This is a genomic window from Arcticibacter tournemirensis (assembly GCF_006716645.1).
GTDB lineage: Bacteria > Bacteroidota > Bacteroidia > Sphingobacteriales > Sphingobacteriaceae > Arcticibacter > Arcticibacter tournemirensis.
In genome coordinates, this window is record NZ_VFPL01000001.1 from 2,875,046 (window position 1) to 2,887,656 (window position 12,611).

A 12,611-nucleotide genomic window follows, 5' to 3' on the forward strand; every position below is an offset into this window, starting at 1 on the left:
AGGTTTTTACCAAGTACTTAATATTCATTGTTAAATTCTTCTCTTAATATCGCTGCAACAGCTTCAGTTTCCAATAGAGTAGTTCCTGTTGTTTGTATAACAAGGCCTAGCCCCTGATCTGTTCCTGTAAGTACCAGTTCAACTCTTCCATCGGGATAACAAGATTTTACAAAGTCGTTATTATGAGGATTAAAGGGTAACGAATTTATCACCCTTGTGACATAGGGTGATCTAATCAGCTTTTTGGAGAACTTTAATAGCAAATCTTTACCATGGTCATCTCTCAGACTGATTGCCTTTTGTTGTATCTGCAAATCAGTGACAGCTAATTTTATCCCCAATCTTGAAATAATCCAATCCTTGTGCTGTTCTATATGAGATATCTGACTTGCGTGCCTGACTTTAATATTCTGATCCTCACTATCTGCTTCCGAAAACCTGATATCAATTTCATGTGAATTCCATTTTTCAGCTGAACAAAGGCTAACGGCTATAGTCTTGTAGAGGTAGGCAACTGCCAATCCTTCTACGGAAGTATTTTTTTCTTCATTCAGAAAACCATAAGATGAAATAAAACGCTCTTCAGTTGATGTGTCTCCGTCTTCAATATAAGGGTGCCTGACAATGCTTAGTAGCAAATCTTTGTAAGTTCTTGTTACAGATGGGTCACTTAGCCAATCTCTGACACAATAGTTCTCTGCCAGATATTGCTCATAAAAATCAGTTCTGATTGCTAATCTTGACATCCCGGACTCCCTGCCTTTTTTACATACCTGAAGCAGATTATTAATTCCTTTTTTACCTGCATGAATATCAGTAGCAACGTTGCCAAAACACAGTTCATTAAAAATGAAATCCATAAAGTGTTTATATTAATTTAAAAAGCTGAGAACTCCATTCATCTAATAACCCTTTAGGATATTCACTTAATTCCCCATTCTTGTCAATGTTTATAGTAGTAATCGCAGATTCGTGTTCAGCTTTCCCATTGGATACTCTGTCAAAATAGTAGATTGCCGCTTCTGAATGTAGAAGCTTAGTTTCTTTTATAGCTACTCTTATTCCATTAAGGATATGATCACTATGTGTCTCGACAAATATCTGGCAATCATTCGCTGTAGATAGTGCAATGAGCTCACCGATTTTTGCCTGCCCTTGTGGATGAATATGTGATTCTGGATTTTCAATAATTGTAATTTTGTCTGGAGCTATAGTGAGCAAAGCCACAACTACCGGTAGGGCATAGGTGATACCAAAACCAACATTAATTGGTTTGTATTCATTGGTATATCCGTTCTCAGCTTCATATTGAAAGCCGAGACGAATAGAATCCACGCCCTTAATGTCTTCTACAATTACTTTGACTCCGGGACTTATTTCGTTTAACCATGCTTCTACGTTATGAAGCAATCGATTCGATTTGGCTTTAGGGTGGATCAGATTGGCATATTGTATTGGCTCCAATCCATACTCTGAGAGATAATGAACAGCATATTCTCCGTGCTTACCTATCTGCCGGTTATGAACTACTTCAAACTCTGACTTTTTATATGTATTAAGAGGAACAATATGCTCTGTATTTAGGTATTGGAAGTTCCTATTGAAGAGACTAAATTTTGATAGTTGATCTGTGTAAGTACTTTTATTAATAACGGGTAAAATGTCAGAATCTGCTGAATATGTAAAATCCCAGTAATAGGTATGATTAGTAGTGTTGATTTTTATTTTTACAAATTCATCTTTACCGGCAAACTGATTAAAAATGTCTTTACCTGTTCCTAATTCAACGAGATTCCCTTTCAAATTTAAACCGGCTGTCGATAAAATTCCGGACTGTTGAGATTGTCTCAGTAATAGGAGCACCTGAATAATTGAAGATTTGCCAGTACCATTTAGTCCCGTAAACAAACTAAGGGTTCTTAAAGAAAGCTTACTTCTTTTGAACAACTTAAAATTTTCTATTTCTATATCTTTTATCATTGTTGTATTTGTTTTTGGATTAAGTTTTCAATAGCGGTGAATCTTTTTGTTACTCTTTTTCTGTCGCCCGTTCCGGAACTTAAAGAGTCTGAGAAAACAGAATCTTCATTTAATAAGAGAATAAATTCATCCGTCAATTTATCTTTTTGCTCGATGAGTAATTTTAAATCTTCATTTGTAAGTTTAGCGAGAGAGACTGACCAAACCTCAAAAAGAGCTTTATTGATTGGTTTACGATTATCGGCTCGGCTAAATCGCTTACGAAAAGCATCTTCACCAAATAGGCTGTAAGCTCCGTTCATCGCTCCTATGAACTTAGACTTTATTTCTAATCTTTCGCTATCACTTAACTCCTTTAGGGCGGCCATAGATTTATTCATAAAAGTATCTAAGTCCGGTTGGTAGCCTTTATAAGGATTTAAATAAAAAGATAAAAATCTTGTAACAAAATCCCTGTCGAGCATCCTGTGAGTTTTTATAGTATAAGAAGTGGCTCTTTTAAATTCATCCAAATCAGCAAGCTCTTTTACAAAAAGAGCCGGTACTCCCTGATTGATCGCATGTCTAATTTCCTGCGGCTCGAGTATAAGTGCAGTAGTATTAATTCTTTTGAATACATTATATTTTACCTCGTCAGGAGTGCCTGGGTTTATTATATAAACAGTTATTTCTGCTTCATCAATCCGTCTTTGCAGATTACGTGGAAGATCATCGTAGTTACAGCCATTGAATTGATCTAAAAACTCCAGATTCTGAAGTTTCAAAGTTTTGTCGATGACGAAATTCTTAAGAGTGCTTATTCGTTGAAGACCGTCTACAATTAACCACTGATCTTCATCTGTTCCATCAAAATAAAATGCTGGCAATGGAAATCTGATTAAAATTGATTCTATAAGCCTGCTTTGCTTCATAGGATCCCACAAATCACCTTGTCTCTGAAAATCTGTAAAAAGATTTATCTCTTTTCGGGAAATACGTTTGAATATAGAATCTAAGATCAAGGTTTTGCTGGTAATGTCAATCCTCTTCGGATCAAACGGTTTAATGATTTCTGATGATAGTGTATCTTCTTTTTCAACATCCGGATTATGCTGATCGCGAAGTATAGCATTATCTAAATCGCTTTTTGAATCATCATCTAAAAGGTCTTCATCATCATCGTTTGCCAACCGTCCATCCAGCATTTTGATCTTTCTGATAATTTGATCTTTATCAACCGCTTCTGCTTTCTTTCCCTCTTCTGTCAAGGACCAATATGCCCGTCCGGTTCTTTCGAGTAATCCTACTCTTTTTAAATAATTTCTAGACCATGCAAGCCGATAGCCCAGTTTTGTTCTATTGTCTTTGTGTACTTCAAGAATATCTTCAGTAGATAAATCAAGAAGTTCAGAAACTTTATCTTCAATTTCTTTAATATGAGCTTCTCCGCCTAAGCTTTTGAGTGCCTGGAGAGTCGGATTCATCATATCTTCAAATACTGGAACTGGCATAATTAAATTTATTAGTTGTCAAAATCGACGTAACTCTTTACAATGTATATTCTCTTAATAATTTCTTTGCTTTCTTACTCATTCCTACAGCACTGAAAACGTTGAAAACAATCTCTGCTATCTGGTTTGCTAAAAGTGGGGGAACTGCATTACCAACCTGAATAAATTGTGATGTACGGGGGCCACAAAAAAAATAATTATCCGGAAATGTTTGAATTCTTGCAGCTTCCCGCACTGTAAAACTGCGACATTGAGTCGGATCATAATGAATATAGTAATGCCCGTCTTGTGATATATGGCTTGTGATAGTTTTTGAAGGCTTGTTTTTGAGCTGTACCCTGAAGCGATCGGCAAATTTGCGTGTAATACGGCCATCATTACTGTAAACATTTTTATGATCAGGTAATAATGCCAAAGGAAAATCCGATAACTGCGGAGAATACCCCTTGATATTAGCAAAACATGAAATAAAAAAATACCTGTGCAGATCGCTCTCCATATGTCCTCTTGCTGCATGATTGCACACACCCCCGAGTCGATTATCAATGAACCAATCAGCCCGATATTCTGTATTTAATTTCTGATCTGCTATAAATTCTTTCCCGGAACCTTCATCAGGTAGCTTTAATAAAGAAAGGCTTTTTACAATTTCATGTTTTATTTCTGCCTGAATACCTGTTAATATTCCGCGTTTCATTATCCCATTCACAAAATCTTTCCATTTCTCTCCGCTATCATCCCCCCTTGAGGGTTTCCCCCGGAGTTTCGTAAGACCAGACAGTACCTTAGAAATCGCAACCTGCGTTTGTTCCTCTAAAACACCAGGGATAAAACTTATGTCGTTTCGCACGCCTAACAATATTACCCTATGTCTTGTCTGTGGGATACCGTAGTTTTCAGATCTTATAAGAAAGTCTTTCTGCTGGATAATGGGCTCCCCATCAGCACCAAAATCTTTAGGATTTACGACAAGAGAAAATATCTTATATCCCGGGCAAGCGAGCTCCTGTCCATTTCGTTTATAATCTTTTAAATATGCAGTTACCGGATTTGCTAAATCTTTAAGGATTTTAGTAAAGACCGGGCTTTTTTCTGTTGTAGCGGATAAAAGTCCTTTAACGTTTTCCATCACAAATACGGCAGGATTATGGACCGCTAGTATTCGCAAATATTGTTTATATAAGCCAACTCTTTCATCCGTTGACTCATCCAGAATATTTTGCTTTCGTCTCACTCTTCCTACAACTGAATAGGCCTGACACGGTGGGCCGCCTATTAATAGCCAGTTTCGCTCACCATTCAAGGCTTCATATATCTTTTTATCAACCAAGTTGCTTGAAACAGCATCCTTCGACTCCCCAAGTGTAGCCAACCAGGTTTCGTTCGTAGCATGACCAGCTTCTACAGGATATCTTTTATACAGTTCTTCTAAAGAAATATTTCCCTTTACGAATTCGTAATAATCTTTCGGTGCCTTGCTCGGCTCAAATTGCCTAAAAAAACTTCTTAGTGTCAGTGTTTGATGGGCATATCTATCTTTTTCGATTGATAACGCAATTTTGAATACTCTTTTCCCCGCTGGGTTAAGCAATGAACTGAAGCCTTCTCCAAGCCCGCCTGGTCCCGCAAAAATGTCAATTATAGGTATCATGTTAATGTACTATTTTGTGATAAAGGCTATTAAGTGTTTCGTCCAAAGTGTTACTTTTCAATTCGCATTCCCAAACTATAATTACATTCCAGCCATCAGATATCAATTTAAAGACAGCTTTATCATCATTAGCTTTATTGAGGTCAATTTTGTTCTGCCACCATTCCGTTCTGGTTTTTGGAATCACGTAATATTTACAATCCTTATGTCCGTGCCAGAAACACCCATGAATAAATACAGCTGTATTATAGCGCGGAAAAACAATGTCTGGTTTACCTGATAAGCGTTTATCATGTAGACGATATCTCAATCCTTTTGAAAGAAGGAATTTTCTAACCAGGATTTCAGGCTTTGTATCCTTCCCTCTGATCATACTCATGTTGTAGCTTCTTACCTCTTTAGAATGCACATCTGCCATTATATTATTTTATTAAAGAGATTTAAAAGATCATTTTTAACTAGCTCATAATCGGGAAGCTTTTCTGAGATCAACTGATGCCCTAAACTGTTTTTCCAAGCTAACTTTACAGCCCGTTCATTTTTAGGATTTATGAGTTGATTTTTTCCCTCAAATTCAAGCCCCTTAAATTTCATTTTTTCAAAAAAGGCGTCAGTAATTGCTTTCCAATCCAAGTCGTTTACATTGTTTGACAAATACCATATATCATAATAATCCCGTGGAGCGGTATAGGAACGTTGTATCAGTGCCCGGATTTTTTCTGACAATACCTCCTTCAAATCATAGCAAGGAATCTCATTGGTGGCTGTGGTTAGCTTGTCAGAGTAATTGTGATATACCGGACGCATTACTACAGGAAAAATCATTCGCTCATATTGAATAATTTCAATTTTAATGGAAGTTGTCCACCGTTCTGGAGCAGGGGGAGCCTGATCTTTTGCATGATCAGCGCCCCAGAATTTTACGACAGCTGTATAGCCGGTTGGGTTGTCCCGATGTTTTAATTCAGTAAGTTTATCAACATGCAACTGCATCTCTGTCCGGCTACTTACTAAATCTATGATTTGCTGAAGTAATTGTTCGTCAAGTTTGAATTGCGGGTTGAGTGCTATGAAATCAAGATCCTCAGAAAATCTATAGTTTTCCAAGTAACATTTCCGAAGACATGTACCTCCTTTAAATACGAGGCTTTTAGCACATTCTTCCACGGAAAATATTGCATCAATAAAGTGGCCAAGTACCCATTCCTTATCAATGGTACTTCTTGATACTCCACTTGCGGCAGCTTTCTTTTCTATCTCTTTCTTGAGTATCATTAGTATTGCTTATTTGAAATTTCAATCAATTCTTGTCTGTCTATATTGAGGCGTAGTCTCCATTCGGAGACGAATTCTCCCTCTTCTAAGCCTTGAGGATCTAATAAATTGTATTTATTGTTAACTTCCGTTTTCGCAAAATCTACAAAAGAGGCTAACGTTTTGCGCTCAAATAACTCCACTAAAAATCCGATACGCTTTGTGACAGCAATATTTCTGATTGATTTACAGTAAGTAATAAGCTTTGGGGAATCCATTTCTGCCACACTAACAGCTCGGATGAGTTCGGCATAGCCACCTGAATATTGAGGCTGATCAAAGCAATCCACGATTGTTTTTTCAATATCAGTAATTGGATAGCGGAGGCTTCCGTATCCATTCCAAACAATACCAACTCTTTTATAAGCAGCAATTTTGACAAACTTGTATGTTGTCCCTAAAATGTTCTTGTCTTTTTTTTTATTGGTTGTTTGTATAAATACAGTGTTGGCAAATTGTTCGGTTAATCCATGCAGGTTAAGTGCCGACCAATAGGCAATGGCGCTCTCTTCCACTACAAAGGTTCCTATAACAAACTCATCTCTGAAGTTAGGCCGGCAAAATTTTCCTTTTTCGATCCTGGTAAGCAATTCTTTGTGAACCAGATTTTCGAGAATCTCATTTAAATTTTCGAATTTCCGGTTGAGTTGCTTTTCGATATCTGAGAATTTAAATAATTGTATTTCAAAGTCGTCCAGCATTTTTAAGAACTCCAATTGAGTTTTAGTTAGATTTGCAGATATATAAACACTGTCGGCCATATTACCATTTAGGGAGTCAAAAGCCCTAAAAAATGGGTCTTTTGATTCTTTGATTGGTAAATATAATGAGAATAGTTTAATTTTTAGGATTTTATTAAAGATTAAATACACTCAAAAGCAACGATTTGATATAGCGGGCATTCAATGTGTCTTTAAACTTCAATAGAAATGCATATTTCACTCAACAGCGGGCAAACAGTCCTATATATTAGTATGTGCCATTTTCACTCCTGATTCGTCTTTTTACACTATCCGGTTGTTATCCCAGTAAATGCCTAGCAGAACAATCTATAAAGACAATATAACAGGCAATATCTTTAAAACGAACATGGTACGAACAAAGTGTTAAGAATTTTTTTTGCATATAATTTTAAATTACTTGTCTTCTGGCATCCTGACTCAGCTACGATATTGGATATTCCGGAGCATGTTGACCCCTCCAAAGCGGTTAGGATAGCGGATAGCGATGCTGCTTAAATCAACAGAAACGCCTGCCATTCCGGCGGATACTGACCCCCTCTGAGAGATAGGCGCAATGCGTACCGGAGCATGTTGCCCCCCTGATATTGACTTAAAGGGGATACCGTACCGGAGCATACTGACCCCTCTAATTCTGGTTTTGGTTATACTTAGTGATCAATTTATTACAAAAGAAGATCACTGATGGCCGGAAAACCAAGACCCATGAGTCAGATAAAACAACTATTACGCTTACACACCCAGGGCTATTCTATTAAGGCCATCGCACGAACGCTGAACATCAGCAAGAACACGGTGAAGTCTTATCTTGCCAAGCTTCAGTCTGCTGCCCTGGACCCACAGGAACTGCTTCAGTTGGAGGATCCTGTCCTGGAAACCCGGTTCCATTCCGGTAATCCTGCTTATAAGGATCCACGTTATATTCATTTCAAAGGAAAACTGGAATATCTCTCCAAAGAGCTTAAAAAAATAGGGATGACTAAAAAACTGCTGTGGGATGAATACATTCTGGGTTTTCCCCAGGGGTATGCCTACTCCCAGTTCTGCTTTCATCTGCATCAGCAGCTTGTTGCCCGTAAGCCGACCTCTGTATTAAGCCATGAGCCTGCCGATAAGCTGTTCGTCGACTTCGCCGGCAAACAGATCAGTTATACAGACCGCCAGACCGGGGAAATTATCAGTTGCCAGTTGTTTGTAGCCTGTCTTCCTTTTTCTGATTATGCTTTTGCTATGGCTGTACCCTCTCAGCGAATCGGTGACTTTCTGTATGCCCTTTCCTGCTGCCTGAAAGAATTGGGCGGGGTACCCCGGGTACTGGTACCCGATAACCTTAAGTCTGCTATCGTCAAGGCAGACCGGTATGAGCCGGAGGTCAACCGGAGCCTGGAAGACTTTGCCAATCATTATCAGATGTCGGTCGTGCCTGCAAGACCGGGCCGTCCCCGCGATAAAAGTCTGGTTGAGAACCAGGTAAAGCTGCTCTATACCAGAGTGTATGCCCGGCTGCGCAACCGGCAGTTCTTCGATCTGGCTTCTCTAAATCAGGCCATCAGCGAAAAAGTACGCGAGCATAACCAGACCCGCATGCAGCGTAAGGACTACTGCAGGGAAGAACGCTTCCTGGCCGCTGAAAAGCCGTTACTCTCTGAGCTGCCCCAGCAGGACTTTGAACTAAAACACTATTGTGAACCCAAGGTAGCCAGTAACGGGCATGTCAGTGTTCAGAAACACTTTTACAGTGTTCCCTACACGCTGATTGGTTCCAAAGTAAAGGTGATCTATACCCGCAGTATGGTCTCTATCTATGCTGAAGGGAAACAGGTGGCTGTCCATATCAGAAGCTACAGCGGGGGATATACTTCGGTAAAGGAACATCTGAGTTCTGCTAATCAGGCCTGGCTGAACCGCAGTCCGGAATATTACCTGGAGCGGGCCCGTTATAAGTCGGAAGATCTCTACCGCCTCCTTGAGATCATCTTTCAGCAGGACCGTTATCCAGAGCAGTTGTACCGCACCTGCGACGGCCTGTTCCGTTTACACCGGAATACCGAGGCAGAAAAGTTCACCCGTGTTTGCCGGATCGCTGTGCAGCACCGGATCTGCTCCTATAAGGCCATCCAGAAAATACTGGAGAACAACATGACGCTCTATCTGCAGGAGGAGAGCATTGAACATCCGCTTCCTGCCCATAACAATATCAGAGGAAAAGAATACTATATACAATCCACTATTCACTTTTAATATGCAAATCGAAACACAACTCAAAGAGCTGCGCCTGCATGGAATGTGCCGCAGTTGGCAGGTACTGCTGGAGACCCGCCGCCATCACGAACTGAACCTCTCAGAGGGCCTACAATTGCTGCTGCAGGCCGAACAGGAACAGCGCAGCGGAAAACGCTTTGACCGTCTGCTTAAAAATGCTGGCTTCCGCTACCGGGCTTCTGTGGAAGAACTGAACATGGATGCCTCCAGGGGGATTGACCGTTCACTCATTACGGACCTTGCCATGGGAACTTATCTCTCCAGTGGAGATGCCGTTCTGATCAGCGGGGCCTCAGGTGCCGGTAAAAGCTTTCTGGCTTCTGCCCTGGGGCACCAGGCTTGTGCACAGGGATATAAAGTGGCTTATTATAACCTGCAGAAGTTACTGCTGCGCACGAAGATGAGCCGGATTGATGGGAGCATCTATAAGTTTATGGAAAAGCTTTCGCGCACGGAACTGCTCATTCTGGACGACTTCGGACTCACTCACCTGGAACAGCAGCAACGCATGGATCTGATGGAAATCATAGAAGACCGTCATGGCCGCAAATCTACTATCATCGCCAGCCAGCTGCCGGTGGCAAGCTGGTATGATGTGATCGGTGAAGAAACGATTGCTGATGCCATACTCGACCGGCTGGTACATACCGCTTACAGAATTGAACTTAAAGGTGAAAGTCTAAGAAAAAAAAGGTAAAATTGTCAGGCCTTCAGAATCTATGGGCCAAAACCAAATTAGGGGGTCAGTATGCCCGGTACGGGGTCAGCATCTCCGGAATCTCCACGATATTACCAAATATCATTATCCATGCTCTGGATCGGCTTCGGACCCTGTTCTGAAACTGTTCAGAGTGGGAGGCGCCACATTCTTGTGCACCTCGTATCGCCCTCATGTGTTGTTTGATGTTTTTATCGAAGCGGCATACAAGGAGGTGAAGTGTTAGCCAAAACTCTTACATTCCTATTTTCCGGTGATATCTATTTCTGTTTTTTCAATAATAATACGGCTCCAACTTAAACATAGCTTAAATGAGCAGATTTTTTATTTAACAAGATGGTCGCAGATTAATTGTAATATTATTACTGTGCACTGCTGCATGGCAATTTCTGCAAAGTGCTTGTAAATCCTCTAGAGGTTCATTATAAAGATTCTTATACGTTAAATGGTGTACGTCTAGGGCCGGTTCAATTCTGCATCGTTGACATAAATGATGATCTCGATTAAGAACCAGTGTTCTTTTTTCTTTCCATTCGGGAGAGTTCAGATAAGTGTAATATTTGTAAGCTGTCGTGTTTTTATAATTGTTATGCCATAGACTTTGGTAAATCATGTTATCTTCTTCATTTCTTTCTAACTTCCACTGTTCAAATCTATCCTGACTAAATTCGTAGCGAATTTGCTCCAGAAAATCTTTTGATTTTAAATGTTTCTTTTTATCAGCACCGCCGCAATTTAAACATTGATGGTATAGGGAATACCTGTCATGGTCGTAATGAAGAATGACAACAATGAGAATGGCTTACGGCAGCAGTCGACAATCCTCTTATGGTACGAATGATTACAATCTAAGCATTCATAAATATCGTGATAAGGATAATTCCCGTCGACCTTTATCTTGCTGCTTCCGCATTTTTTACAATTATAATTCAAGAGCATCGTCGTCAATATAGGTTATCAAAAGTAATTAACCAGTCCTTTAAACTCAGTTTGGTCTTTTATATTTATAAAGTGATACAGTAACAACTCTTGATTATTAAAGCTTGTTTTATGCGCTGATAATTGAAAGTTGAGGGTTTTAAGCGACGACTTTACATTGTATATGTTAAAATTGAAGCTTTGAAATACCTGATGCAAGTACAAGCAGCCAATCTTTGCTCCTTGTATAAGTTGGCAGGAATCATGTTTTTTAAAAAATCTACATCCGATACCGGCGAGTTTTGGAGTTTTTCAAAACTATATAGACGTAATTGAAGGGATACGGAGTCGTATATCTATTGAACCCGATAGCGTCACTTCAAGTCGTCCAGAAGCATTCTTAACTCATTGAATTCTTCTTTATCCGCTATATCAATTTTATTCAAAGTAGCGAGCTTGATTTTATCTCGGATGATTTTTAGACGATGCAGCATCGGAAGTATCATTCCATTCCCGTGGTTAACAAATTTATGCAAATCCTCTATTGATGAAGGTAGCTTATAACCCTTATCGCGTCCAGTACTGCTGCTTACAACAATTACGCCAGAATCTCGGATTTTACCTATAACCTTAGTTCGGAACGTATGCTCGGTTAAGGTCTCGGTCCTTCCCACATTCAGATGCCTGATCAATTCACCGGTTGTAATATATTTGTCGACGCCGTAATTATTAAAGTATAGTAGAAGCAATTTCACACAGTTGACCTTATCTGTATCTTCCTGACCTTCCACCTTTTGATTATTTAAGAACAAATTTGCGCTATTGAATGCTGCTGTTGCTATTTCCGAATTAAAATTCTTTTCTTCTTTAGCTGCTTCAGCGTAATAGGTTTGGTGATCTGGGGGAAACTGGTTTAGGCTAGTAATTTTGGGTTTTAGTAACCGTAGAAACTCACTAGATTCATCCGTTCGTTTTGTGTCGTCGAAACAGCGAGCTAAGGTGCCGGCAATAAAGTCAGCAAGCTGGATCATGGAATTATCGTGGCTCACTCCAAAGTTGAAATCACTGCCGGAAAACAGGGTAGGCATATGCTGTCTTTGAACATATTTTTTGAACTCTCGCATAAAATCATTTTCCCCATGCTCGTCGACAACCAGATCTAGGCTGGGAAAGGTGCGGAACAATTCTCTATAAACGAGTCCATTTAGAAACTTGTAAAAAGAGGCTTTGTATTTAAAACCTTCCCCTTCCAACTTTCGCTTATCCACGATAACGGCGTAAATGGAAAAATCAATTTGACAAATATCTTGTAGTATCCTTATCCGGCGGGCGTGATTATTGGCGACTTTCTTCGACTTAATCTCGCCTTTTTGAAAATGCTTACTGCGAATTTGCTCAATTTGCTCGCTGCTTTCAGACAACTTATCCTTTCGTAATATAACACTGGCGACAATAAAATGACTTCCCTGAGAGTCGAATTCAAAGGAATTGTTCCCGTATTCATCGGCGAAAGCTACAATGGTACTCATGTTTTTTTT

General features: G+C 39.6%; 12 protein-coding genes. 2 read left to right on the plus strand and 10 right to left on the minus strand.

All coding sequences use genetic code 11. The annotated features are described in order from the left end of the window. Nucleotides 1-17: 17 nt before the first annotated feature. The 8 genes from BDE36_RS12100 to BDE36_RS12135 all read right to left on the minus strand — a co-directional run bounded on the left by BDE36_RS12100 (nt 18) and on the right by BDE36_RS12135 (nt 7,793). Nucleotides 18-860, minus strand: a complete 843-nt coding sequence (locus tag BDE36_RS12100) for a hypothetical protein (protein ID WP_141815058.1) — start codon at nt 858-860, stop codon at nt 18-20. 7 nt (nt 861-867) lie between these two features. After that, nucleotides 868-1,980, minus strand: a complete 1,113-nt coding sequence (locus tag BDE36_RS12105; RefSeq protein ID WP_141815059.1) for an AAA family ATPase — start codon at nt 1,978-1,980, stop codon at nt 868-870. Then, a complete protein-coding gene (locus tag BDE36_RS12110; protein WP_141815060.1) occupies nt 1,977-3,470 on the minus strand; it encodes a winged helix-turn-helix domain-containing protein in 1,494 nt (497 codons plus the stop codon). Before BDE36_RS12110 ends, BDE36_RS12105 begins: the two co-directional genes overlap by 4 nt. A gap of 37 nt (nt 3,471-3,507) precedes the next feature. Next, entirely contained in the window at nt 3,508-5,121 is a 1,614-nt protein-coding gene (locus BDE36_RS12115) for a DNA cytosine methyltransferase (RefSeq protein WP_141815061.1), read from the minus strand. A gap of 1 nt (nt 5,122) precedes the next feature. Then, nucleotides 5,123-5,539: a very short patch repair endonuclease gene (locus BDE36_RS12120; protein WP_141815062.1), complete on the minus strand. Its 417-nt coding sequence runs from the start codon at nt 5,537-5,539 to the stop codon at nt 5,123-5,125. After that, complete coding sequence (locus BDE36_RS12125; RefSeq protein ID WP_141815063.1) at nt 5,539-6,396, minus strand: nucleotidyl transferase AbiEii/AbiGii toxin family protein; 858 nt, start codon at nt 6,394-6,396, stop codon at nt 5,539-5,541. Before BDE36_RS12125 ends, BDE36_RS12120 begins: the two co-directional genes overlap by 1 nt. Continuing rightward, nucleotides 6,396-7,196: a type IV toxin-antitoxin system AbiEi family antitoxin domain-containing protein gene (locus tag BDE36_RS12130; RefSeq protein ID WP_141815064.1), complete on the minus strand. Its 801-nt coding sequence runs from the start codon at nt 7,194-7,196 to the stop codon at nt 6,396-6,398. Before BDE36_RS12130 ends, BDE36_RS12125 begins: the two co-directional genes overlap by 1 nt. Before the next feature lie 399 nt (nt 7,197-7,595). Further along, nucleotides 7,596-7,793 carry a hypothetical protein gene (locus BDE36_RS12135; RefSeq protein WP_141815065.1) on the minus strand — a complete coding sequence of 66 codons (198 nt, stop codon included), beginning with the start codon at nt 7,791-7,793 and terminating at the stop codon, nt 7,596-7,598. Nucleotides 7,794-7,859: 66 nt separating this feature from the next. On the opposite strand from BDE36_RS12135, the gene istA reads away from it, so the two are divergent. Together istA and istB are read left to right on the plus strand one after the other, a co-directional pair. Continuing rightward, nucleotides 7,860-9,416 carry an IS21 family transposase gene (istA, locus tag BDE36_RS12140; protein ID WP_141813393.1) on the plus strand — a complete coding sequence of 519 codons (1,557 nt, stop codon included), beginning with the start codon at nt 7,860-7,862 and terminating at the stop codon, nt 9,414-9,416. 1 nt (nt 9,417) lies between these two features. Beyond that, nucleotides 9,418-10,134: an IS21-like element helper ATPase IstB gene (gene istB, locus BDE36_RS12145; protein WP_141813394.1), complete on the plus strand. Its 717-nt coding sequence runs from the start codon at nt 9,418-9,420 to the stop codon at nt 10,132-10,134. A gap of 349 nt (nt 10,135-10,483) precedes the next feature. Here istB and BDE36_RS24350 read toward each other — a convergent pair whose 3' ends face one another. Both BDE36_RS24350 and BDE36_RS12155 read right to left on the minus strand, forming a co-directional pair. After that, on the minus strand, nt 10,484-10,768 hold the full coding sequence (locus tag BDE36_RS24350; RefSeq protein WP_141815066.1) for an HNH endonuclease: 285 nt from the start codon (nt 10,766-10,768) through the stop codon (nt 10,484-10,486). Between the two features lie 679 nt (nt 10,769-11,447). After that, nucleotides 11,448-12,602, minus strand: a complete 1,155-nt coding sequence (locus BDE36_RS12155) for a DUF3800 domain-containing protein (protein WP_141815067.1) — start codon at nt 12,600-12,602, stop codon at nt 11,448-11,450. Nucleotides 12,603-12,611: the final 9 nt, after the last annotated feature.

Bases quoted from the DNA above. Each gene is read 5' to 3' on its own strand.
- BDE36_RS12100 (WP_141815058.1), bottom strand. From the start codon at position 860: ATGGATTTCATTTTTAATGAACTGTGTTTTGGCAACGTTGCTACTGAT.
- BDE36_RS12105 (WP_141815059.1), bottom strand. From the start codon at position 1,980: ATGATAAAAGATATAGAAATAGAAAATTTTAAGTTGTTCAAAAGAAGT.
- BDE36_RS12110 (WP_141815060.1), bottom strand. From the start codon at position 3,470: ATGCCAGTTCCAGTATTTGAAGATATGATGAATCCGACTCTCCAGGCA.
- BDE36_RS12115 (WP_141815061.1), bottom strand. From the start codon at position 5,121: ATGATACCTATAATTGACATTTTTGCGGGACCAGGCGGGCTTGGAGAA.
- BDE36_RS12120 (WP_141815062.1), bottom strand. From the start codon at position 5,539: ATGGCAGATGTGCATTCTAAAGAGGTAAGAAGCTACAACATGAGTATG.
- BDE36_RS12125 (WP_141815063.1), bottom strand. From the start codon at position 6,396: ATGATACTCAAGAAAGAGATAGAAAAGAAAGCTGCCGCAAGTGGAGTA.
- BDE36_RS12130 (WP_141815064.1), bottom strand. From the start codon at position 7,196: ATGGCCGACAGTGTTTATATATCTGCAAATCTAACTAAAACTCAATTG.
- BDE36_RS12135 (WP_141815065.1), bottom strand. From the start codon at position 7,793: ATGCTCCGGTACGGTATCCCCTTTAAGTCAATATCAGGGGGGCAACAT.
- istA (WP_141813393.1), top strand. From the start codon at position 7,860: ATGGCCGGAAAACCAAGACCCATGAGTCAGATAAAACAACTATTACGC.
- istB (WP_141813394.1), top strand. From the start codon at position 9,418: ATGCAAATCGAAACACAACTCAAAGAGCTGCGCCTGCATGGAATGTGC.
- BDE36_RS24350 (WP_141815066.1), bottom strand. From the start codon at position 10,768: ATGATTTACCAAAGTCTATGGCATAACAATTATAAAAACACGACAGCT.
- BDE36_RS12155 (WP_141815067.1), bottom strand. From the start codon at position 12,602: ATGAGTACCATTGTAGCTTTCGCCGATGAATACGGGAACAATTCCTTT.